Here is a 23,154-nt window from a genome sequence, read left to right as displayed (position 1 = left end):
CACAGTCGCTTGCATCGCGAAAATCGAGGCGGGTTTGTGCATCGGAGCAGGAGACAGGCACAGCTGGCGCAATCGGCGGCCACTATCGGTATTGTGTTGCTTGTGAGTGCCATGATCATCGGCCCGGCATTTGCTCCGCCAGCGTACGATTGGCTCCGCCACACCACATCGCAACAGGCAGGGCAGGCAATGCCGGGGGCCTGGATCATGCGCGCTGGCTTTGCCGGGTTTGGCGTTGGAACCCTTGTCGCGGCCTTGGCAGAAAATGAACGCCGTCGGCTTGTGCGCCAAGCTCTGGCCATATTTGGCGCAGGGATGGTTGCGGCAGCGATTTGGTCTCACGCGCCGATAACCGCCGGCATGGCCGCTGACCTGCTTGAGGACAAACTCCACTCACTGGCATCGGCGATCGTCGGAACGGCTTTCGCAGGCGCATGTGCGGCAAGCCTGTTCGCCAAAGGCGGATCGCGCGGCGATCTTGTCGCATGGATCGGACTGGCAATCGCGGTCGTCATTCCACTGGCCATGAACCAGTGGCCCGCAGGGCAAGGCCTGCTGCAAAGGCTCATGTTCCTGTACAGCTGCGCGTTTATCCTGCGTGAATTCTACCGGCGCTAAAGCCACCCCTCGCGCTTGTACCACTCGGCGGTGGCCTTCAGGCCTTCCTCGCTTGCAATGCGCGGTTGCCAGATGCCCGGCGGCACGCGGCAATGCGAGCGCGAGACCCAGTTGGGGTGCGCCATGTAGCCGACCCGGTCGGGGGTGAGCTTGGCACGGTCACCGCGCGCCAGCCGGTCTCCGGCTGCCGCCAGATCGAGGACGAAGCGCGGCAGATGCGGGGCGAACACGCTCCGCTTGCCCATCGCCCGGCCGATCGCCTGCGCGAGTTCCTTGTGGCTCCACCCGCCCTCGCGCCCGTCATCCGGTTCGAATACTTTCTTCTTCGTCGGTGCGGCATTGCTTCCCGCAAGCCCGACAAGAAGCCGCGCCAGATCATCGGCATGGATGATCGAACTCGCCCCGCCCGGCGGCAGCGGCACGAAGCCCCATTTCGCGGTGCGGAACATGTCGAGATAGTCGACATCGCGCGGGCCGTAGACGCCGGGCGGACGCACTGTCGTCCAGTCGAGGCCTGATGCCTCCACCACCGCCTCGGCCTGGGCCTTGGAGGCGCCATAGGCCGACAGCTTCGGCTCGCGCGCGGCAAGGGAGGATACGAACACCAGCCGCCGCACCCTTGCCCCCTTCATAGCGGCGATGACATTGGCGGTGCCGGTGACGTTTGCAGCGGTGAACTCCGCCGGATCAGGCGTGTTGGTGAGGCCCGCCACATGAATGACCGCATCCGCCCCTGTGACCAGCGCAGCGAGCGCGCTCTCGTCGTCCAGATCGCCGCGTACCCACTCGACCCCGGCGCGCTCCGTCTGGTCGCGCCGCGCAAGCGCGCGCACCTGATGGCCCTGCGCCAATGCCTCGGCCAGCACCGCGCTGCCGACAAAGCCGGTCGCGCCAGTGATGGCCAGAATGGTCACAGCAGCACCAGATGATCGCGGTGGATCACGCAGGAGCGCGGCAGATGGCCCAGCCGCTCGGCCACTTCCTCGCTGCGCAACCCCTTGATCGCATCGCACTCGTCCCAGTCATATTCGACCATGCCCTTGGCGATAGTCCTGCCGTCCGGGCCTTCGACCTTGATCACGTCGCCGCGCTCGAACTCGCCAAAGACCCCGGTGATGCCCGCCGCCAGAATGCTCTTGCCGCGATGGAGCGCCGCCACGCAGCCCTCGTCCACACGGATCGAGCCGTTGAAGCGCAGGCGCCCGCCGATCCAGCTCTTCCACGCATTGTCATCACGCGTGGGCAGGAACAGCGTGCCGAGCCCAGTCGCCATCGCGCAGGAGATCGGCAGATCATCAGTGCCCTTGATGATCGCCAGCGCAATCCCCGCCCGCTCGGCGATTTCGGCGGCCAGCAGCTTCGACGTCATGCCGCCCGACCCCTTGCCCGATGACGACTTGTCGCTCGCCATCTCGTGGATCTCGTCAGTCACGCCGCGCACTTCGGGCAGAATTTCGGCTTCGGGATGCGAGGGATCGCGGTCATACAGCCCCTCGACATCGGTCAGCAGCAGCACGCCATCCGCCGCCGCCGCCTGCGCCACCCGCGCCGCCAGCCGGTCATTGTCGCCGAAGCGGATTTCGGACGTGGCGATGCTGTCGTTCTCGTTGATGATCGGCACCACCCCGCGCGCCAGCAGCTCGCGCAAGGTTTCCGAGGCATTGAGATAGCGCCGCCGGCCTTCCAGATCATCGAGCGTCAGCAACATCTGCCCCGCAACCAGCCCATGTTCGGCCAGCAACTGCGCCCAGGTCGCAATCAGGAACACCTGCCCGACCGAGGCTGCGGCCTGCGCATGGGCAAGGGTTTCACGCCCTCCCCCCGGCAGCCCCAGCTTGGCCGCGCCTGTCGCGACCGCGCCCGAACATACGATGATGACTTCCTGGCCCAACTGCCGCGCACTGGCGACTTCGGCCGCGACACTGCGCAACCATTCATATCGCAATTCGCCATCGGGATGCACCAGCAGCGCCGAGCCGAGCTTGATCACCAGGCGCGGGCATTTTTCGGTATCGCGGAAGTCGAGCAGGGTCTCGATGGTCATGGGATGTCCCGGTGGCTTTGGCCTGTCATTGCTGCGGCATTCGGCGGGCGAAGGATCAGAGCGGCGACCATTCTGGCGTATCGTCGTCATCTTCGACTTCGACCGCCTTGGTTTCCGTCGCGGTGCGGTCAGGAAGATAACCGAGCACGGCGTCCATCAGTTCCGGAATGCCCGCCCCGGTTGCGCCGGAGACGGCAAAGACCTTGTCCGCGCCCGCCGCAAGCAGTTCCTCGCGATAGGCCTCAACCAGTTCGGCGTCAGCCAGATCGAGCTTGTTGAGCACCACCAGCCGGGGCTTTTCATCCAGCCGCGTGTGTTCCTTGTCACCGTAAGCCGCCAGTTCCTCCTCGACGATGCGCATGGCTTCGGCGGGGTCGGCGTCTTCGGTGCCGGTGATGTCGATCAGGTGGATCAGCACCCGGCAGCGCTCGATATGGCCAAGGAAGCGGTCGCCGATCCCGACGCCGTCTGCCGCGCCCTCGATCAGGCCGGGAATGTCGGCGAGCACGAATTCGCGGCCCTTGTGGCGCACGACGCCCAGCTTCGGCACGAGCGTTGTGAAGGCATAGTCGCCGACCTTCGCCTGTGCATTGCTGACCGCGTTGATGAAGGTCGATTTGCCAGCATTGGGCAGGCCGACCAGACCCACATCCGCCAGCAGCTTCAGCCGCAGCCACACCCACATTTCCTCGCCCGGAATGCCCGGCTGATGCTGGCGCGGCGCGCGGTTGGTCGAGGTCTTGTAGCTGGCGTTCCCGCGTCCGCCCATTCCGCCTTCAAGGAAAACGACGCGCTGGCCGACTTCGGTGAAATCGGCGAGCACTTCTTCCTTGTCCTCGGAAAGCACCTGAGTGCCGACCGGCACCTTGATGACGAGCGGCTTGGCCGAAGCGCCGGTGCGGTCCTTGCCCATCCCGTGGCCGCCGCGCGGGCCTTGAAGTGCTGGGAATAGCGGAAGTCGATCAGGGTGTTGAGGCCCGCGACGGCTTCGAACACGATGTCCCCGCCGCGCCCGCCATCGCCGCCATCGGGGCCGCCATATTCGACATATTTCTCACGCCGGAAAGAGACGGCACCGGGGCCGCCTCCGCCGGACTTCACATAGATCTTGGCTTGGTCAAGGAAATGCATGGCGCGCGCATAGGGAATAATTGCTGCGAATGCGAGGATAATGGCGAAAGCCCGACCGTTCGTGTCGAGCGAAGTCGAGACACCTTGTCGGGGCGGCCTCTCGACTTCGCTCGAGGAGAACGGGTTTCTCCTAGAACCGCGCCTCTACGCCCACCACCGCGCTGCGGCCGGGCGAGACAAAGCTGAACACCTGCTCGTAGCGTTCATCCAGCAGGTTCTCGACGCGGGCAAAGGCGTTCAGTTGGTCGGTCAGCTTCACCCGGGCGTTGAGGTTGACGAGGGTGTAATCGTCCAGTTGCACCCGCACCGGCACGAAGCTCGGATCGGTGAAGGCGACATCGCCCGTCGCGCCATTGTGGCGCACCACCAGCGTGGCCGAGGCGGCATCGCCCGGCGCGGTCCAGGTCAACGCCGCGCTGGCGATGTGTTCCGGGCGGCGGACTTCCTCGATGCCGTTCTCTTCCGCATCGAGGTAGCTGTAGGCCGCATCGAAGCTCCATTGCGGGCCGAAGCGGGCGTTCAATGACACTTCGATCCCGCGCTGCTGGCTGGTCGTGGTGCGATTGGACGGGGTGGCGATGAAGGTCGGCGGGGGAAGGTGGTGAAGATCTCACCCTCCAGCTCGCTGTCGAAATAGGTCACTGCCACGCTGGCGCTGTCGCCCAACTGCTGGTCAAGGCCCACTTCCCACCCGGTCGACTTTTCCGGGCGCAGCGCGGCATTGCCGATGAAGCGGCCGTCGACAAAGCCGTAGAGTTCAAAGAAGCCGGGGTTCTTCACGCCCGATCCCGCCGCCGCCCGGAGCCGGGTGGTGTCGGTGACGCGATAGCCTGCACCGACGCGGAAGGTGGTGGCATCGCGGAACAGGTCGTTGAAATCGTGGCGCAGCGCCGCCGACAGGTCGAACGCCTCGCCGCTATAGCGATATTCGCCCACCAGCCCCACCTGCTCGATCTCGCGCCGCCCGTTGAAGGCAAAGCCGCCCGGCGTGGTGTTGCGGAAGCCTTCGACTTCGTAATCAGCAGCGACAGTGAGGTTGTGTTCATCCGCCAGCTTGAAGGCGGTGACATAGGACGCCTTGAAACGATCCCCTTCGCTTGCCGAGGTGATACCGAAGGGGCTGTCAGTCTCGCGGTTCACATTGGCGATCTGGGCCGAAAGGTCATGCGTCCAGCGTCCGTCCAGCGTGTCGAGCTTTGCGCCCACCAGCGCATAGATTGCCTCGTTGGTGAAGGTCACGCCGGGGCTGTCGATGATGAAGCCGAAGGTGGGGCTGGCGGTGTCGAAATTGCTGTCGTTGGTCTGGCCCTCGGTGCGGATGAAGCGGGCGGCGGCGCGCAGGGTGAGCGCGTCGGCCAGTTCGACGCTGCCCTTGCCCGCCAGCGTGTAGCTGTCGCGGCCAATGTCGCGCGTGCCGCCGCGCGCATTGGGCTGGCCATCGGTGCTGACCACGACGGCAGAGAGCGCCGCGTCCCAGCTGTCACCGAAAGCGCCATAGCGCAGCGCGCCGTTGATGGTGTTGTCAGTGCCGCCTTCCAGCCGCGCCGCAAAACCCGGCCGCCCGCGCCCGCTGGCGCTTTCATAGGCGATCACGCCGCCGATCGCGTCGGGGCCATAGAGCGCCGATTGCTGGCCGCGCAGCACCTCGACCCGCGCGCCGGGTTCGGCCTGCAAGGTGCCCACGTCGAACTCGCCCGCGAAGGGATCGGAGACTTCGATCCCGTCGACCAGCACGAGGACGTGGTTGGCCTCGCTGCCGCGCAGGCGGATCTGGGTCTGACCCGCCACGCCCGCCACCGCGACACCGGGGACATCGCGCAGGATATCGGCAATGTCGCGGGTCTGGCGGTTTTCGAGCTGCTCAGGCGTGATCACAAGCGCTGAGCCGGTGTAATCTTCGCGCAGGAAAGCCGCATCTCGGCTGGCCGCCACAAGGATGTCCTTGCCGGGATAGCAGGTCCACGCCTCGCTCCCCGGCTCGTCGCTGCCACCCGTCACATAGCATTGGCCCTGCGTCTTGCCGTCCTCCTGCGCCCACACCGGCGCAGCTCCAACCAGCGCCGCCCCAGCGACGCTGCCCAACAATGCAAAATTTTTCACGGATTCCTCCCGTCATCAGCAACATGGTGGCCGCGAGAGGTTCCCCTCCCCCGGCCCAGCGATGTCGCTCACAACGAAAGTCTGTTTCCGCGCCTGGCCAATCCCTGAGCCCGGCAAAGAGCGACACGCCCCGGTCGGTCTCCTGGCTCACGGATCGCCGCATGGGGTGCTCACCTTCCCAAGGCCTTGCGGCCCCAGTGGCTGCCCGAGTGATCGGGCGCGCATCTCACACTCACCGCTTACAGTTGCAGGGACAGCTGCGGAATCGAACCGCATTCCCGTTACCTTGGCGCGAAGCGAGGTGTAGCGTCAGGCGAACTTGACGACAAGGGGCGTCCAGCAAAGCAAGATTGATAGGGCTGTAACGGCGCATAGCGCCGCAAGGCCGACCGGCCGCCGCCGCTTATGCGGCGAAGCCAAGGCGGACGGACGTCCGCCGCCCGGCGCTTGAGGGCGAAAACAAAAAAGCCTGGTGGAGCCGAGGGGGATCGAACCCCTGACCTCGTCATTGCGAACGACGCGCTCTCCCATCTGAGCTACGGCCCCGTTCCAGCTTTCCGCCTGCCACTCAGGGCCAGACGAGCGCGCGCATTAGCCCGAAGCGCGGACCCTTGCAACGGCGATTTTGCGACTGTCAGGCGGCGCGCTATTCGCTTGATCCGCTGCCACTGCCTGCCGCAATCGGCTCGACCACAGGCTGCGAGACCACCCCTTCCGTGACCGGGATGACCGGCACCGGAAGACCGGTCTCCGGATCGAGCACGGTCTGCATCACACCCGGCGCACTGCCAACCGCAAAGCCTGCTCGTGCCTGCTGCACCGCGACCCAGCCGGGCTGCGAGGGGCCATATTGCGCGCCCCATTTGGCATCCCATTCCGCCGAGGCGATCTGATAGGCCTCGTATTCGTCAAAGAACTGCTCGAAGGGCGCCAGCAGCCCGCCGAAGCTGGCGCGCGCGAAGGCGAGCGGATCGCTCGGCGGAGCAGCGAGCGCATTGTTCGCCATGTCGAGCGCCGCGCGGCAGAACCCGGCACGCGCGGCAGGCTCCGCAAAGAAGTTGTAGACCTGCGTGGTGTAGCCATCGCGCGCCACGATAGCATCGCGGCGGACGCGGAAGCGGCTGGTATAGCTCTTTTCGATCCGGTCGTTGACCGCCTTGAGCGAACGCGTGTTCTTCGTCAGGAACGCCCGGTAACCATCGAGGATCGGCTGATATTCGGGCGCAAGGCAGTTGAGCGCGGCGACGTTCCAGGCCGAACGCAGGTTCCACACCAGCTGATCGTCGGAAAGGTTCGAATTGACGGTGATGCGCTGCCCATCTGGCCCGCGCGCGGGCATGTCCATGACGTAATGCGCACCGCCGGGTGGAAGCGGACGATAGGGCACGGCCTCGACCACCGGCGGCGGCGGAGGGGGCGGAGGGGGCGGCGGCGGCGGAGGCGGCGGCGCACAGGCGGCCAGAATGGCACTGCCTACCGCCAGCGTGGTGATCGCCAGACCAAGCGAACCGCGTGTGCCGGATAGGCGGGGGGAACGGGTAGTCGAGAACTTCTGCGGGGCCGCGCTCATATGGGGGTAACTCTCTCCTGCTGCGGCCGGGGCTGGCCGCAAGGGCCAGCATGGCTGCCCGCTGCTTGCTCCAGCCTGAAGCACCGCGATAGCTGCCCTGCCTTACAAAGCAAATGCCCGGAGCCTGCGTAAGGCTCCGGGCATCCGACATTTCAACATCTGCGTAAGGCCGGTTGGCCCGGCGTTATTCCCGGTTGCCCAGGAACTGCAGCAGGAAGGTGAACATGTTGATGAAGTCGAGGTACAGCGACAGCGCCCCGAGGATCACCGCCTTGCCCGCAAATTCCGTGCCGCGCAGGTAGGCATATTCTTCCTTCAGGCGCTGCGTGTCATAGGCGGTCAGGCCAGCGAAGATCAGTACGCCGATGAAGCTGATCGCGTAGTGGAACGCAGGGCTCTGCAGGAACAGGTTGATCACCATGGCCACCAGCAGGCCGATCACCCCCATGATCAGGAAGCTGCCCATGCCGGACAGGTTCTTCTTGGTGGTGTAACCCCACAGCGAAAGGCCGGCAAAGGCCGCCGCAGTGGCGAAGAACGTCGTCGCGATCGACGCGCCGGTGTAGATCAGGAACACCGACGAAAGCGACAGGCCCATCAGGACGGCAAAGCCCCAGAACAGCAGCTGGAGGGTTCCGGTGCTGAACCGGTTCGCGCCGAAGCTCATGGCGAAGACCACGGCCATCGGCGAAAGCGCCACGATCCAGCGCAGGATACCGCCGGTGAAGATCGTTTCGGCAACACCGCTGGTGAAGGCCAGCAGCGCGACGATCCCGGTCAGCAGGATGCCCGAGGTCATGTAGTTGTAGATCGAGAGCATGTGCTTGCGCAGGCCCTCGTCATAGCTCACGCGGCCGGCGACATCGCCTCCGGCGCGAGGCACGGAGCCAAGCCGCTGCGCATTGCGCGAGGGGTCATTCCAGTCAGCCATTGCGAAACCTTTGATCCTTGTATGCGAGCAGCGGAAAATCCCGCGCTCTCCAATGGGTGCGAATATCGGGGTTTCGTCCGCGCTTTTCAAGCGAAACCGGCATGCAATCGGCGCAATTCGTTCAGATTAACAGCCGTTAATCTTAATCGCCTCGCGACAACGCAGCCCCCTTGTCGCGCGTGGCGGCCAGGGTCGCAGCGAGCAGGCGGCGCAGGGCATCATCCTTGTCGAGCACGTTCAGCCCCTCGCGGGTCATGCCGCCCGGACTGGCAACCCGATCGGCAAGGGCAGCGGGGGACACATCCGAAGCCGCCGCCAGTGCCGCGGCACCCTCGACCGTCGCAAGCGCGAGCCGCGCGGCGGTGGCCTCGTCGAGCCCGAGGTCGATCGCTGCCGCCCCCAGCGCGTCGATAAAGCGATAGACAAAGCCCGGCCCTGATCCGGCGAGCGCCGTGACAAGATCGAAATTCGCCTCGTCCTCCAGCCACACTGCGCTCCCCAGCCGATCGAACAGCGCGAAGGCGGCGGCGCGGCCTGCCTCGTCCAGCCCGTTCTGGCACAGGATCACCGGCGACTTGTTGATGCGGGCGGCAAGGTTGGGCATCACCCGGATATGCGCCGCGCCTTGCGGAAAGGCCTCGGCCAGCTGCGCCAGCGTGATCCCGGCGAGCAGCGAAGACACAGTTCGCCCTTCGGTCACGCCTTGCAGGCCCGGCCCCAGCATCGCCAGTTGCTGCGGCTTGAAGCCCAGCATCACCGCGTCATGTTCGCCCGGCACCGCACTCGCCTCGCGATAGAGCGCAACGCCTGCCGGAGCCTCGGGCAAGGCGGGATCGAGCACCGAGAAACGCGCCGGTTCCTCGCCCGCCGCCAGCCAGCCCGCCAGCATCGCCCCGCCCATGTTGCCGCAGCCGATGATAAGTAGGTTGTTGACCATGATAATATCCTGTTGGCCCCACCCCGAACCTGCCGAGGGAGTGCGGGCGCCCTTTGCCTCAGCCCGGCAAAGGCGCAAGAAAGCAGGGCCGCGACAGCATCAGCCCGGATGCGAAGATTGGCCTATAGCCTTTCAGGCCTCGCCGGCCGCGTCAACCATGGCGGCCTCCAGCGCGGCGCGCGGGCTCTTGTCACCCCACAGCACGAACTGGAACGCGGGGTAAAAGCGGTCGCACTCGTCGATCGCAATCTCCACCAGCGATTGCGCCATGTCGAGGCTCAGGCGCCCATCATCGCCCAGCAGCGCGCCGTGGCGGTAGAGCAGCACGTCGCCGTTCGACCAGATATCGAAATGTCCGAGCCACATCTGTTCATTGACCAGGCACAGCAGCTCATAGGCGGCGGCACGCTTGTCCTCGGTGACGCGGATGTCAGGCAGGCACAGGAACTGGAGCACCCCATCCTCAGCCCGCCAGATCGCGCGCAGCTGGTAATTGGCCCAGCTGCCCTGCACTTCGCCGGTCATCTCGTCTTCCGAGACGAGTTCGCAAGGCCATCCGCGCGCCGCGAACAGGCTGGCGAGCATTTCGACGGGGGCGGCATCGTCCTCGGCGGAATAGTCCATGTTGTGCGCTCTCATGGCCGGGCTTTCGCGTGGGGGCGGGTCTGGTGAACCATCGCTGGCACGAATGGACGCAACCACCATGGCTTGGCAATCATCGGCATCAGGGCTGCTGGGGAGAACCGGAAAGGCCTGTGCAAAGCCTGTGCAAAGAAAGCAGGGGACACCTGCTAATTTCTATTTAAGAGGCTGAATTTCCTCACCTTCAGGACTAACATAAAGGAAGGAGTCGAGTCCCTTTGCCTTCAGCTCGCGCACCAGGGCCTGGGCCTTGTCGCGGCTGTCCACCGGGCCTGCCAACAGCCGGTTGGCCTCGCCCCATCGGGTGGTGTGCGGCTGCAATCCGGCAAGCGGCTTGCCCCCTTCCCGGCTGATCCGCCGCCAGTCGAACCCCAGCGCCTTGAGGTTCTTGCCGGTCGCCACCTGCACCCAGACGCGGCTCGGGTGGACGGGCTTGGGCGGCTCCTTGGGCTTGGGCTTTTCGGGCGGCGCTTCGCGTTTCACCGCGATTCGCGAAATGTCGACCGCATCGCCCGCCACCCGGGCATCGGGCAGCGGCGCGCTGCCAAGATCGGCGAATGCATCGGCCACACGCACTGGCGGGGCGGGTGCGGGTGCGGGTGCGGGTGCGGGAGCGGGCGCCAGAGCGGGCGCAGGAACCGGAGGAGGAGCCGACACCGGGGCGGGCGCAGGTTGTTGGGCGGGCACCGGAACAGACGGCGGAACAGACGCCGGGGCAGCGCGCGGCGGCGCCAGTTCAGCGAGCGTCGGCGGGGGCGCGGTGCGCGCGTCAAGCGGCGGGCCGCTGGGTGCAAGCCGACCTTCGCCGCGTTCCTCGGCCGCAAACCGGGCCAATCGCGGATCGTCCCGGCCGATATCCGCCGCGCGCGGAAAGATGCCGAGATTGGCTGCGGCAGCCTGCTGCGGCTTGGTCAGGCGCGGCATGTAGCCAAGATAGGGTACCAGCCGGGTCGCCAGATCGCGCGGCATCACCTGCTCGACAATCGCCGTGGCCCGGCCGCTGTCGCCCATGATCGCCAGACCGAAAGCCCTTGCGCGCTGCGCTGCCATGTCACGCTTGTCCAGCAGCGGACGAAGCGCCTCCTCGAACCGCACCCGGTTGCCTGAAATGGCGTGGGACACCGCAAGCCGGCGACGGGCTTCGTCATTGGCAGGGTCGAGCGCCAGGGCGCGGGCATAGGTGTCTTGCGCTGCCGCTTGATCGCCGACCAGATCGAGCGTCAGCGCCTTGTCGGTCAGGGCTTCCTGTTCGGGGATGCCGCCCGCCAGCGCACGTTCGAACTGCACCAGCGCCTCACCCGCGCGGCCCGCCCGCAGATAGACTGAACCCAGCCCCAGCGCGACGCGCGGATGGCCGGGGTCGACCTCTGCCGCCCGGCCGAAAAAGCCGATCGCCGCTTCCAGATCGCCGACACCAAGCGCCGCCTGCCCGGCTTCGATCAGCGCATCACGGTCACGCGGGGTCTTGGCAAGCGCCACCAGCGCCCGGTTGAGGCGCTGCACTTCAGGCGAAGGCAGCGGCTGCACGACTTCGCGTGCCACAAGGTCCTGCGCTGCGGCAGGGCTGGCCAGTGGCAAAAGGGCCGATGTGGCAGCAAGGGCAAGCAGACGGGAAACGGGGAGAGGCGACACCATCGCTCCTGCTCTAGCGTCCCTCACGCCGCCCGCCAGACCCTCAAAGGATCAGCGCGGCAAACAGCGCCGCGCGCGCGCCGGATTGCCGGTTACTGGTTGTTCTGCCGCCCAAGGAAACGCGGAATGCTGAGCGCCGGGCCGTCATCATCGCCATCGTCGTCGTCATCATCGCGTGCGGTGCTGCGCGACAGGTTGGCCATGCGTTCGAACAACGTGCTTCCGCCCGCAGACCCGCTGCCGCCAGCGCCGCCGCTGCCGCCCTCGCTCTCACCGCCAAGCAGCCCACGGCGCCGGCTCCCGCCGAGCCGGGCCTCGACCGGGCGATCCTCTGCCGCCAGCCGGTCGGCATCGGCGAGCAGATCATCCTGCACCGGGCCGCCAGGCGCGTCCTCGGCGTCCTCGTAGGGCGCATATTCTGCGCCGAGGTCGAGCATTCCGTCATCGGCGCTCGGCGCGGGGGCCGGCTCGCCAAAGCCAAATCCGCTATCCTCGGCACCGCGCAGCCCGGCGAGCGGGTCGACAATCTCGTCGACGTCATCTTCGTACTCGTCGCCATAGCCGTCCCCGGCCTGCATCCCGCTCAATTCAAACGGCGCAGCAGAGGGGTAGTCGTCAGCTTCGGCCTCGGCCTCGTCTTCGCCATCGTCTTCACCGAGTTCCTCGGCTCCGCCCAGATCGAAGGTGTCATCCTCCTCCGCGGCCTCCGGGGCGAAGATCGGCGGTACCGGGGCCACGGCAGCGGGAGCCTGGTCCTCATCTTCAGAGGGCAGTGCAATCAGGCCTTCATCCTCGGACAGCTCCAGCACCGGCCGCTTGGGCGCACGCGACGCGCCCAGCGCCACCGGCTGCGGGCGGTCGACTGCGCCCAAGGCACCCTGTTCGATGCCCGTCGCAACGACCGAGACGCGGATCTTGCCCTTGAGATCGGGATTGAAGGCGCTGCCCCAGATGATGTTGGCGTCTTCATCGACCAGCTCGCGAATGTGATTGGCGGCTTCATCGACTTCGAGCAGGCGCATGTCCTCACCGCCGATGATCGAGATGATCACGCCCTTGGCGCCCGCCATGCTGACCCCGTCAAGAAGCGGGTTGGCGATCGCCTGTTCGGCCGCTTCCAGCGCACGGTTCTCGCCCTCGCCCTCACCGGTGCCCATCATCGCCTTGCCCATCTCGCTCATGACAGAGCGCACGTCGGCGAAGTCGAGGTTGATGAGGCCCGGCATCACCATCAGATCGGTGATCGAGCGCACGCCCTGCTGAAGCACCTCGTCAGCCAGCTGGAAGGCTTCCTTGAAGGTGGTTTCCGCCTTGGCGACCAGGAACAGGTTCTGGTTGGGAATGACGATCAGGGTGTCGACGTGCTGCTGCAGCTCCTCGATCCCCGCTTCGGCAGAGCGCATCCGGCGCGTGCCTTCGAACAGGAACGGCTTGGTCACGACGCCCACGGTCAAGACGCCCATGCGGCGCGCGGCTTCCGCGATCACGGGCGCAGCGCCGGTACCGGTGCCGCCGCCCATGCCAGCCGCAATGAAACACATGTTGACGCCTTCCAGCGCCTTTTCGATCTCGGCCACGGTTTCTTCGGCGGCAGCCTTGCCCACTTCAGGGCGCGCCCCTGCGCCAAGGCCACCGGTAATGTCAGGGCCGAGCTGGATGCGGCGTTCAGCCGGCGAGGTGCTGAGCGCCTGGGCATCGGTGTTGGCGACGATGAATTCGACACCCTCGATCTCGGCCTCGATCATGTTGGCAATGGCATTGCCCCCGGCCCCGCCGATCCCGATCACGGTGATGCGCGGACGCAGGTCGTCGATCGCTGCGGGTCCGATATTGATGCTCATCAGCTAGTCCTCCAGCCGCGGGGAAAGGGATTTTCCTTCATATGTCCCCGCTTACATCCTCTGTGACATAATCATGGTGTACATTTTATACCGGCACTGCCCTTATCCACAGCGCCGGGTGGCGCGCCTGCGTCATTGCCATCCTGACTGGAGCGCGCGGCGGGCAATCTAGAAATACTCCTTCACCGCCCGCAACAGCCGCATCAGCAGCGCCATGAGCCCGCTTTCGCGCGTGAAGGCCTTGTAGACCTTTCCGCGCCCCACGCCGACTGCGCGAATATCGATCGGGTCTTCGGCGGCATAGAGACACAACCCCGCAAGCGTTGCAAAGCCGGGTGCGTGGTGCGCTTCGGGCATCCCGGCAAGCTGCGGCGGGCGTCCAAGCCTGACCGGTTGTCCCAGCGCGCCCTGCATGAAATCGGCCATCCCGGCCAATTCGGCGCCGCCACCGGTAAGCACCACCTGCCCTGCCCGACTGCCGGAAAAGCCCATGCCCTTGAGCGCCTTGCCGACCTCTCCGGTAAGAACTGCGAGCTGCTGCGTCACCACGCTGACCAGTTCGGCGCGCACGATCCGGTTCTTGTCATCCGCCCCGCGCGCCAGAGGCCCGGCCACAGCGCCCTCGCCCGCCTCGCCGCCCGCTTCGCCCGGCCCATTGACCGGGATCAGTTCGCGGTGATCCGCCGGGCTGGCAATGGCCGAACCGGCGACACATTTCAGCCGCTCTGCCTGCGAGCGGCGGATCCCGAAGCTGCTGGCGATGGCATCGGTAATATCGGCCGAGCCCATCTGCACCGCGTGCAGGCCCAGCAGCATTCCGCCGGCAAACACCGCGACATTGGTCACGTCCGCGCCAATCTCGATCAATGCCACGCCCAGTTCGCGCTCCTCGACGGTGAGGCAGGCATGACCAGCCGCGATCGGGGCCGCAACCACGCCTTCGACTTCGAGATGGGCATTCTGCACCGCTTCGGTCAGATTGCGCACCGGAGCGCCATCGGCCAGCATGACGTGGATGTCGACCCCGAGCCGTTCGGCATGGAGGCCGCGCGGATTGGCCACCCCGTGCGCACCATCCAGCGTGTAATGGGCCGGCTGAGCGTGCAGCACCTTGCGCCCGTCGGGCTGGATCATGTCCTGCGCGTCGATCAGCAGCTGTTCGACATCCTCATCCTCGATCCGGCGTCCGCCGATTTCGATATCGACCGAGACCACCGAACTGGCGAGGCCCGCCCCGGCACAGGCGATCCACACGCCTCTGACCGGGGTGCTGGCGCTCTTTTCCGCCCGCTCGACCGCATCACGGATCGCGTGACTAGCGGCAGCCATGTCGGTGACATAGCCGCGCTTGATCCCGGCACTGGCGCGGTGGCCCGATCCCAGCACCTGCAGCTCGCCGTTCTCGGTCTCGCCCATGATCATCGCCGACACGCGGAACGAGCCGATATTGACCGCCGCATAGGTGCGCGCCAGACGCCGCTGAGAGGCTGCTCGTGATGCCATCAGGTGGTCTCCCCGCCACCATCGCCTACGAGCTTCGGCTGGATCGCGCCCTCCGGCATGCGCATGTAGAGCCTTGGGGGCGTGCGCATGTCGAAGGCGATCACCTTGCCGCCGATCAGCCGGTTCTGGCCATCCAGCCGCGCAAACTTGACCAGTGCGCTTGCCGCTTCGATCTCGCCTTCGGGCAGGGCGAGCAGTTGCCCGGTTTTGAAGGTAAGGTTCCAACGGCGGTTGCCGACCCATTCGGCTGCCTCAACCTGCGGGCCGAGTGCGGGCGCGGCAGCCAGCAGGGTTTCGAGCGCGCGGGCCTGCCTCGCCGCCCCCGGCCCGGCGAGCCGCAGCATTCCCTTCGCCTTGTCGGCAGCGACCGGCTCAAGCTCCACGCCTGTGGCATCGATCAGCATCAGCCTGTCGGGCTTTTCGAGCACCGCGTGCGGTTCGCGCTCGACAATGTCGATCGCGAGCGTGTGGGGGAGCTGGATCGAGACCCGGGCATCCTTCACCCACGGCAACGCGCGCAGTTCTTCGCGCAGCTTCGCGATGTCGACTTCAGGCATGGCCTGATTGCGCTGGGCGAGCGCGCGGGCATAGACCTGCTGTTCGTCCATGCGGGCCGTGCCGGTGACGCGCACGTGCCGCACCTCGAACCCGGCATCGGCAGCAATCCGCGCGACCTGCGCCTGCGCCAGCGCGGGCAGGCCTGCAAGGCTGGCGATGACAAAGGCAATGCCTACTCCGCCGCCAATGATCATCGCGAGCCAGATGCGGCTCCATTGTTCCTCGGTAAAGGGCAGCAGGCCCATCATCCTGTCGATGAAACCGCCTGCCGACCCGCGCGCCTTGCGCACGGTGACCGCGCGGCTTTGCGCCTTGGCCGCGCGCCGCACGCCTGAGGCCCCGTTACGCCTGATCTGCTGCGCCATGCGTGTCTCCCTTCTGCTTCAGCGCGTGGCCCCTCAGCGCCTCTGCCACCAGCATCTCGACAAGATCGGCATAGCTGATCCCGCAGCCTGCCGCCTGTTCAGGCACGAGGCTGAGCGGTGTCATACCGGGCTGGGTGTTGGTTTCGAGCACGAACAACCCGTCCTCACCCGCCTCCTCGTCCCAGCGGAAATCGGTGCGGCTGGTGCCGTGGCAGCCGAGCACCTGATGCGCCTTGACCGCATAGGCCTCGCACAGGGCGGTGATTTCGGGCGGGAGTTTCGCCGGAAAGATGTGTTCGGTGCGCCCGGCGGTGTATTTGTTCTCGTAATCGTAGAAGCCGTTGGCAACGACGAGTTCGGTGACTCCCAATGCGCGTGGGCCGTCGGGGCCGTCGAGCACGGCGGCAGTGAGTTCGCGGCCCTTGATGAAGGGTTCGGCGAGCAGTTCGGCGAATTCCTGCCACGGCCCCTTTGCATCCGGGTTGATCGGGTTGCCGAAATTGCTATCCGCGGTGACGATGGCAACGCCGACCGACGACCCTTCGTTGACGGGCTTCAGGACATAGGGCCGCGGCAGCGGGTCGCGCTGGTAGAGTTCCTCGCGCGTCACGATCCGCCCGCCGGGCATGGGGATGCCATGCGGCACCAGCGCCTGCTTGGTCAGCTGCTTGTCGATCGCGATCACCGAAGTCGCGAGGCCCGAATGGGTATAGGCCAGCCCCATCAGATCGAGCATCCCCTGCACCGTCCCGTCCTCGCCGGGAACGCCGTGGAGCGCGTTGAAGACGACATCGGGCTTGGCCTCATGCAGGCGAAGCGCCACGTCCCGCCCCATGTCGATGCGGGTGACGCGGTGGCCCTTGCTCTCGAGCGCATCGGCCACGCCTGCACCGCTGGTGAGCGAGACCTGCCGTTCATTGGCCCAGCCGCCCATCAGAACCGCGACATGGAGGGGTTTGGTGACTGTCATACAAAAATCCGTTCGCCTCGAGCGAAGTCGAGAGGCTTACTGGCGCGGGGTGTCTCGACTACGCTCGACACAAACGGGGAGGGAAGGTGCCTCACGGCCGCCCCACCCGCTGAATTTCCCACTCGAGGCTCACGCCGGTCGCGGCGTAGACCTTGTCGCGCACCATTTCGCCCAGCCCTTCGATGTCGGCGCTGGTGGCACTGCCCGTGTTGATCAGGAAATTGGTGTGCTTTTCGGAGACCTGCGCGCCGCCTAACGTCAGACCGCGGCAACCCGCGCGGTCGAGCAGTTCCCACGCCTTGTGGCCTTCCGGGTTCTTGAAGGTCGATCCGCCGGTCTTGGTGCGCAAGGGTTGCGAGGCTTCGCGCGCGGCGGCGATGCGGTCCATCTCGGCGCCGATTGCCGCCGGATCGCCCGGATGCCCGCGGAACCGCGCCGAAACGACAATCGCGCCTTCGGGCAGGGCCGAGTGGCGGTAGGAATACTCCAGCTCCGCCGCGTTCAGGGTAATGAAGCTGCCATCGTGCAGGATCACCGCGCAATCCACCAGAACGTCGGCGACCTCGCGCCCGTAGGCGCCGCCGTTCATCCGCACGAAGCCGCCGACGGTGCCGGGTATCCCGCGCAGGAATTCGAGCCCCGCAATCCCCAGATCGCGGGCGGTGGAAGCCACCAGAATCCCGCTCGCCCCGCCGCCGCAGGTCAGCTCCATCTCGCCGCTGTGGTCGACCTTGGCGAAGCTCTTACCCAGCCGCACCACCACGCCCGGCACCCCGCCGTCGCGCACGATCATGTTCGATCCGAGGCCCAGCGCCATCACCGGGATCTCGCCGCCGAGCCGTTCGAGGAAGCACTTGAGGTCTTCGAGATCAGCGGGCTCGAACAGCCAGTCAGCCGGCCCGCCAGTCTTGAACCAGGTATAGGGCGCAAGTGGGGCCTTGCAGGTGAGCTTGCCGCGAATGCCTTCCAGCGGAATGGGCGAGGCCACCGCCCCTTCGACCGCACAAGTGGGGGCAGAGCCATCGTCATAGATGAAGCTGTCGCCGGGCTGGTTCATGCCGCGCCGCCTTTGCGGGCCGTGATGGCGGGCGCAAGCCCCGCCGCCCACTTTGTGATGTCGCCCGCACCAAGGCACACGACCATGTCGCCCGGAGCGATCTCAGCCGCCAGCACCTCGGCCAGAGCGTCAGCCCCGGCAATCTCGCGTGCAGCGCGATGCCCGCGCGCTTTCATGCCTGCGACCAGCGCCGCGTGATCGACCCCCGGCAGTGGCTCCTCGCCCGCCGGATAGACCGGGGCGACATAGGCGATGTCGGCATCATCAAAGCACGACTGGAATTCGTTCATCAGGTCATTGAGCCGCGAATAGCGGTGCGGCTGGGCCACGGCGATAACCCGCCCGCCGGTGCTGCCTACCGCCTCGCGCGCTGCCGCCAGCACCGCGCGGATTTCGACCGGGTGATGGGCATAGTCGTCAATCACGGTGACATTCCCGCCGTCCAGTGCCACCGAGCCGACCTTGGTAAAGCGCCGCCGCACGCCGCCGAAGCGGGCAAAGCCGGTGCGGATCACTTCGTCGGAACAGCCCATCTCGATGGCGACCGCAATCGCCGCGAGCGCGTTCTGGACATTGTGGCGGCCCGGCATCGGCAGGTGGACGCCCTCGATGCGGCGATCCTCAAGACCCCGCTGGCGCACGATCACGTCGAACGTGTTGCCCCCGTCCTCGGAGCGGACATTCACCCCGCAGATATCGGCCTGAAGCGAGAAGCCATAGGTCACGACCTTGCGATCCCGCACCGCCCCGATCACCGCCTGCACCACCGGATGATCCACGCACAGCACCGCCGCGCCGTAGAACGGGACGTTGTGAATGAACTCCACAAACGCTTTCTTCACACCGTCGAAGTCGCCGTAGTGATCGAGATGTTCGGGATCGATATTGGTGACGACCGCGATAGTGCCGTCGAGGCGCAGGAAGCTCCCGTCGCTCTCGTCGGCCTCGACCACCATCCAGTCGCTATCGCCTAGGCGCGCGTTGGAGCCATATTGTTCGATGATCCCGCCGTTGATGACGGTGGGGTCAATCCCGCCTGCATCCAGCAGCGTCGCGATCATGCTGGTGGTCGTGGTCTTGCCATGCGTACCCGCCACCGCGACGGTGGATTTGAGACGCATCAGCTCGGCCAGCATCTCGGCGCGGCGCACCACGGGGACGCGGGCTTCCAAGGCGGCGGCGACTTCGGGGTTGGTGCGGCGCACGGCGGTGGAGGTGACGACCACCGCCACGCCCGCGACATTCTCAGCCCGGTGGCCGACATGGACGGTGATCCCGCGCGCACGCAGACGCTCGACACTCGGCCCTTCGGCAATGTCGCTGCCCTGCACCCGGTAGCCGAGGTTGTGCATCACCTCGGCGATGCCCGACATACCGATCCCGCCGATGCCGACGAAGTGGATGATGCCGATATCGGTGCCGACGCCTTTCATGCTTCCGCCTGTTCCTTGGCCGCTTCGCGGGTCGCGGTCTGCGGGCGGGTGGCGGTCTGCGCTGATTTGTGCGCGCCCTCGCCCACGCGGATCACGTCCATCAGATCAATGCCGCTCATGCTTTCTACGAGGTCAGCCAGATCCTTCGCCGCATCAGGCCGCCCGCAGTTGAAGGCGCAGTGCGCCGCATTGGCAAGGCTTTGCGGGTTCATCGCCATAACCTGGATCTGCTTGGCGAGTTCCTTGGGCTGGAACGCCTCCTGCCGGATCATGCGCGCCCCGCCAGCTTTCACCATCTCGCGCGTGTTGACTGCCTGGTGGTCGTCGGTCGCGATCGGCAGCGGCACAAGGATCGCCGGGCGCCCCACAGCGGTCAGCTCGGCAATCGTCGATGCCCCGGCGCGCCCGATGAACAGGTGCGCATCCGCCAGGCGTTCGTGCATGTCTTCGAAATAGGTGCCGAGTTCAGCGGGGATGTCGTGCTCGGCATAGCGCTTACGCACCGCCTCAAGATCTTCGGGGCGGCATTGCTGGGTCACCTGCAAGCGCTGGCGCAGCGCCGGCGGGAGCATGGCGAGGCCATCCGGCACCACTTCGGACAGCACCCGCGCGCCCTGCGATCCGCCCGTCACCAGAATGCGGAACAGGCTTTCATCGGTAAAGGCAGGGAAATCCTGTTCGCGCAGCGCCAGCACCTCGGCCCGAACCGGGTTGCCGACCAGATGTACCTTGCCCGCGTGTTTGGGGTTCAGGCGGTCGACCTTGTCATAGGAGGTCGCAATCGCGTCCACCCGGCCCGACAGCAGGCGATTGACGCGGCCCAGAACGGCGTTCTGTTCGTGGACAATGCTCGGCAGTTTGACAGCGGTCGCGGCCAGCAACGCAGGCAGTGCGGGATAGCCGCCGAAGCCGACAATGGCCGAGGGCTGAAACGTGTCAAACAGGCGCAGGGCCATCGATCGGCCTTCCAGCACTGCGCTCACACCCTTGGGCCAGCCCAGCGGGTTCTTGCCGAAGCGGCCTGCGGGCAGCACATGGGCGGGAAGGAAATCGGGCTTGCCCGGAATATTCGCGCCGCGCTCGTCGGTGATCAGCGCGACATGGTGGCCGCGCTGGTGCAGTTCTGCCGCCAGCGCGAAGGCCGGGATCAGGTGACCACCGGTGCCGCCTGCGGCCAGCACATAGTGGCGTGATGCGCCATGGGGGGTCGGGCTCGTCATGCGGGCGTATCCTTGCGTTCGATCAGCTCGCGCAAGCCGCCGCCTTCGCGGGCGAGGAACGGATTGCGCCGTGTGATCGCCAGCAATAGCCCAAGCGTGAAGCACACCGCCAGTGTCGATGAACCGCCATAGGAAATCAGCGGCAAAGTCATGCCCTTGGACGGGAACAGCTTGAGATTGACGAGGATGTTGATGAAGGCCTGCCCGCCGAACTGGGTGATGAGGCCCGCGCCGGCCAGCAGCGCGAACAGGTTGTCCTCACCTACCATCCGGGTCAGCGCGCGCAGCACCAGCCCGCAATAGAGCAACACGATGATCCCGCACATGATCAGGCCGAATTCCTCGCCGATCACCGAGAAGATGTAATCGGTGTGCGCTTCGGGCAGGTTCATCTTGCGGATGCCGAGCCACAATCCGCTGCCGGTCCAGCCGCCGGCGGTGATGGTGCGCTGGGCCAGATCGACCTGATCGAAGGCCGTGCCTCCGCCGAGAAATCCGTCAATGCGGTGGCGAGCGTTGTCATAGAAGATATAGGCCAGCACCAGCAGGCCAAGACCCCCGCCGATCAGCCCGGCGATGCGCTGCCACGCCACCCCGGCCAGCAACACCATCACCAGCCAGATCCCGCCGAACAGGATCGCATCGCCAAGGTTGGGTTGAAGCATCAGCAGCGCTGCAATCAGCCCAAAGAAACCGGTGACATAGGCGACCACAGGCAAATGCGGATCGCGCAGCCGCCAGCTCAGCACCCAGGCGCAGATGATCGCGAAGCCGGGCTTCAGAAATTCCGAGGGCTGAAGGCTCATCCCGACATTGATCCAGCGCCGCGCGCCGTTCTTTTCCTCACCGATGAAAGGCACCACAAACAGCAGCGCCAGCATCACCGCGCCAACAAGAATGCCAAGCCTGCGCGCCTGATCCCGGTCAAGAAAACTGAGGCCGATCATCAGGCCAAGGCCCATCAGCTGGAACACGACATGGCGCTTGAAGAACATGAATTCGTCAAGCGTCACCTTGGCGGTGGAAAGCTGGTCAGCGCTGGCGGGCGAGGCAGCGGCAACCGCCAACAGGCCGATCCCCATCAGCAGCACGATGAGGCCAAGCAGCACCTTGTCGATCTCGCGCCACCAGATCCGCACTTCGTCACGCCAGCGGCGCTGCACCGGAACCGGGGGCAGATATTTGCCGGAGCCGCGCGGGACGGGGGTATAGGCGGGCGCGGTCATGGCAGGATGCTCCGGCTTTCGGCATCAAGGCCCGTGTCGCATCCCGTAATCACACCCACCATCTGGCGGAAGTGATGGCCGCGCTTTTCGTAATCGCGGAACTGGTCGTAGGACGCGCAGGCGGGAGACAGCAGAACGACCTCTCCCGGCTGTGCAGCGTCGGCGGCACGCCGCACCGCCTCGCTGATGAGCTCGCAGCGTTCGACCTTGACCTGCCCTTCGAGATGGCTTGCAAACATCGGCCCGGCCTCACCCACGGTATAGGCGACTGCGACATTGCCGAGGTGATCGGCACAGGCACCCAGCCCGTCCTCCTTGGGCAGGCCTCCGACGATCCAGTGGATGCGGGGCGCGCCGTCATTGACCGCCGGATCGGGAGGAAAGGCCGCGAGTGCGGGGGCGGCGGAGGCAGCGTTGGTCGCCTTGCTGTCGTTGATATAGACAACCCCCCCAGCCTCGCACACCCGCTCCATCCGGTGCGGCAACCCGCGATAGGAGGCGAGGCCTGCGGCAATCTGTTCATCGCTCAGCCCCAGCTGACGGCAAATCGCCACCGCCACGGCCGCGTTCTGGGCATTGTGCGGCCCGGCGAGCGAGGGTGATCGCCCTGCTGCCAGCCCGGCTGCGTCAAGATCGGCCGTCTTGACCCGCACCAGCGCTTTGCCTGCGGTCTCCAGCCCTTCGGCAATCGCGCAGGTCGGATCATCCTCGGTGCAGATCACCGCCACCCCGCTCGCCTGCATCTGGAACAGGCGCTCCTTCGATGCCGCATAGGCTTCGAACCCCGCATAGCGATCAAGATGATCCGGAGTGATGTTGGTCAGCGCCGCGACGTCGCAATCGAGCGTGAAGGTGAGGTCGATCTGGAAGCTCGACAGTTCGAGCACATAGACGCCCCCTTCGGGCAAGGGCTGCTGTCCCAGGATCGGATCGCCGATATTGCCGCCCATGACGCTCGCCACGCCCGCCGTCTGGAGGATGTGATGAACCAGCGCGGTGGTGGTCGACTTGCCGTTGGTTCCGGTGATGCCGACCACCTTGTGCGGCGGCAAGCTGGCGCGGGCGGAAGCGAAGAGTTCGATATCGCCGATCACCGGCAGGCCATATTGCCACACATGCGGCCCGATCGGGTGGCTGTTGAGCGGCACACCGGGCGACACGACCACGCCGGCAAAGCCGGAAAGATCGAGTTCCAGCGGATCGATCAGCTGGCAGCGCCCTTCAAACGGTTCACGCGCGTGCGGTTGCCTGTCCCATGCCGCAACCTGCGCCCCGCTTGCCAGAAGTGCCTCAGCCGCTGCCGCGCCCGAACGCGCGAGGCCGAGCACCGCGTAGCGTTTTCCGGCAAAGGCGGGGGAGGTGATCACGTGCCGCAG

General features: G+C 66.1%; 19 protein-coding genes, 1 tRNA gene, 1 pseudogene and 1 riboswitch. Of the genes and pseudogenes, 1 reads left to right on the top strand and 20 read right to left on the bottom strand.

From position 1 onward, the window contains the following. The first annotated feature begins 36 nt into the window (after positions 1–36). Positions 37–618: a DUF998 domain-containing protein gene (locus tag CHX26_RS07135; RefSeq protein WP_335682324.1), complete on the top strand. Its 582-nt coding sequence runs from the start codon at positions 37–39 to the stop codon at positions 616–618. On the opposite strand, the gene CHX26_RS07130 is transcribed toward CHX26_RS07135, so the two are convergent. From CHX26_RS07130 to murD, 20 genes and pseudogenes are all read right to left on the bottom strand, one after another. Next, on the bottom strand, positions 615–1,532 hold the full coding sequence (locus tag CHX26_RS07130) for an NAD-dependent epimerase/dehydratase family protein (RefSeq protein WP_104941771.1): 918 nt from the start codon (positions 1,530–1,532) through the stop codon (positions 615–617). The two genes, CHX26_RS07135 and CHX26_RS07130, sit on opposite strands and share 4 nt — an antisense overlap. Further along, positions 1,529–2,662 carry a glutamate 5-kinase gene (gene proB, locus CHX26_RS07125; RefSeq protein WP_104941770.1) on the bottom strand — a complete coding sequence of 378 codons (1,134 nt, stop codon included), beginning with the start codon at positions 2,660–2,662 and terminating at the stop codon, positions 1,529–1,531. Before proB ends, CHX26_RS07130 begins: the two co-directional genes overlap by 4 nt. A gap of 55 nt (positions 2,663–2,717) precedes the next feature. After that, positions 2,718–3,793: pseudogene (gene obgE / locus CHX26_RS07120) on the bottom strand (GTPase ObgE). Positions 3,794–3,923: 130 nt separating this feature from the next. Further along, on the bottom strand, positions 3,924–4,316 hold the full coding sequence (locus CHX26_RS16125; protein WP_250645325.1) for a TonB-dependent receptor domain-containing protein: 393 nt from the start codon (positions 4,314–4,316) through the stop codon (positions 3,924–3,926). Beyond that, positions 4,313–5,893 (bottom strand): TonB-dependent receptor plug domain-containing protein, encoded by a 1,581-nt coding sequence (locus CHX26_RS07115; RefSeq protein WP_250645324.1) that lies wholly within the window; start codon positions 5,891–5,893, stop codon positions 4,313–4,315. The genes CHX26_RS16125 and CHX26_RS07115 overlap by 4 nt, the downstream gene beginning before the upstream one ends. 115 nt (positions 5,894–6,008) lie before the next feature. Then, positions 6,009–6,209: riboswitch (cobalamin riboswitch) on the bottom strand. Between the two features lie 154 nt (positions 6,210–6,363). After that, positions 6,364–6,439, bottom strand: a tRNA-Ala gene (locus tag CHX26_RS07110). 100 nt (positions 6,440–6,539) lie between these two features. Further along, complete coding sequence (locus CHX26_RS07105) at positions 6,540–7,463, bottom strand: hypothetical protein (protein WP_233997321.1); 924 nt, start codon at positions 7,461–7,463, stop codon at positions 6,540–6,542. Positions 7,464–7,647: 184 nt separating this feature from the next. Further along, on the bottom strand, positions 7,648–8,394 hold the full coding sequence (locus CHX26_RS07095) for a Bax inhibitor-1/YccA family protein (protein WP_104941768.1): 747 nt from the start codon (positions 8,392–8,394) through the stop codon (positions 7,648–7,650). Positions 8,395–8,536: 142 nt separating this feature from the next. After that, positions 8,537–9,331, bottom strand: a complete 795-nt coding sequence (locus CHX26_RS07090) for a pyrroline-5-carboxylate reductase family protein (protein WP_104941767.1) — start codon at positions 9,329–9,331, stop codon at positions 8,537–8,539. Positions 9,332–9,463: 132 nt separating this feature from the next. Continuing rightward, the gene (locus tag CHX26_RS07085) at positions 9,464–9,970 is read right to left on the bottom strand and encodes a YbjN domain-containing protein (RefSeq protein ID WP_233997320.1); all 507 of its coding nucleotides are present in this window, start codon (positions 9,968–9,970) and stop codon (positions 9,464–9,466) included. Between the two features lie 159 nt (positions 9,971–10,129). Continuing rightward, positions 10,130–11,608, bottom strand: coding sequence for an SPOR domain-containing protein (locus CHX26_RS07080; protein ID WP_104941766.1), 1,479 nt, complete (start codon positions 11,606–11,608; stop codon positions 10,130–10,132). Between the two features lie 89 nt (positions 11,609–11,697). Further along, positions 11,698–13,446, bottom strand: coding sequence for a cell division protein FtsZ (gene ftsZ / locus CHX26_RS07075; protein WP_104941765.1), 1,749 nt, complete (start codon positions 13,444–13,446; stop codon positions 11,698–11,700). Between the two features lie 168 nt (positions 13,447–13,614). Continuing rightward, the gene (ftsA, locus tag CHX26_RS07070) at positions 13,615–14,949 is read right to left on the bottom strand and encodes a cell division protein FtsA (protein WP_104941764.1); all 1,335 of its coding nucleotides are present in this window, start codon (positions 14,947–14,949) and stop codon (positions 13,615–13,617) included. After that, the gene (locus CHX26_RS07065; protein WP_104941763.1) at positions 14,949–15,872 is read right to left on the bottom strand and encodes a cell division protein FtsQ/DivIB; all 924 of its coding nucleotides are present in this window, start codon (positions 15,870–15,872) and stop codon (positions 14,949–14,951) included. The genes ftsA and CHX26_RS07065 overlap by 1 nt, the downstream gene beginning before the upstream one ends. Next, complete coding sequence (locus CHX26_RS07060) at positions 15,850–16,842, bottom strand: D-alanine--D-alanine ligase (RefSeq protein WP_104941762.1); 993 nt, start codon at positions 16,840–16,842, stop codon at positions 15,850–15,852. The genes CHX26_RS07065 and CHX26_RS07060 overlap by 23 nt, the downstream gene beginning before the upstream one ends. Positions 16,843–16,933: 91 nt before the next feature. Next, positions 16,934–17,899, bottom strand: coding sequence for a UDP-N-acetylmuramate dehydrogenase (gene murB, locus CHX26_RS07055; RefSeq protein ID WP_233997319.1), 966 nt, complete (start codon positions 17,897–17,899; stop codon positions 16,934–16,936). Beyond that, positions 17,896–19,332 (bottom strand): UDP-N-acetylmuramate--L-alanine ligase, encoded by a 1,437-nt coding sequence (gene murC / locus CHX26_RS07050; RefSeq protein ID WP_104941761.1) that lies wholly within the window; start codon positions 19,330–19,332, stop codon positions 17,896–17,898. The genes murB and murC overlap by 4 nt, the downstream gene beginning before the upstream one ends. Continuing rightward, positions 19,329–20,552, bottom strand: a complete 1,224-nt coding sequence (murG, locus tag CHX26_RS07045; RefSeq protein ID WP_104941760.1) for an undecaprenyldiphospho-muramoylpentapeptide beta-N-acetylglucosaminyltransferase — start codon at positions 20,550–20,552, stop codon at positions 19,329–19,331. Before murG ends, murC begins: the two co-directional genes overlap by 4 nt. Further along, on the bottom strand, positions 20,549–21,778 hold the full coding sequence (locus tag CHX26_RS07040; protein ID WP_104941759.1) for an FtsW/RodA/SpoVE family cell cycle protein: 1,230 nt from the start codon (positions 21,776–21,778) through the stop codon (positions 20,549–20,551). The genes murG and CHX26_RS07040 overlap by 4 nt, the downstream gene beginning before the upstream one ends. Then, positions 21,775–23,145, bottom strand: coding sequence for a UDP-N-acetylmuramoyl-L-alanine--D-glutamate ligase (murD, locus tag CHX26_RS07035; protein ID WP_104941758.1), 1,371 nt, complete (start codon positions 23,143–23,145; stop codon positions 21,775–21,777). Before murD ends, CHX26_RS07040 begins: the two co-directional genes overlap by 4 nt. Between the last annotated feature and the right edge of the window lie 9 nt (positions 23,146–23,154).

It is taken from the genome of Porphyrobacter sp. HT-58-2, assembly GCF_002952215.1.
GTDB lineage: Bacteria > Pseudomonadota > Alphaproteobacteria > Sphingomonadales > Sphingomonadaceae > Erythrobacter.
The sequence above is the reverse complement of the archived record's forward strand: the minus strand, read 5'-3'. Positions and strand labels throughout refer to the sequence as shown.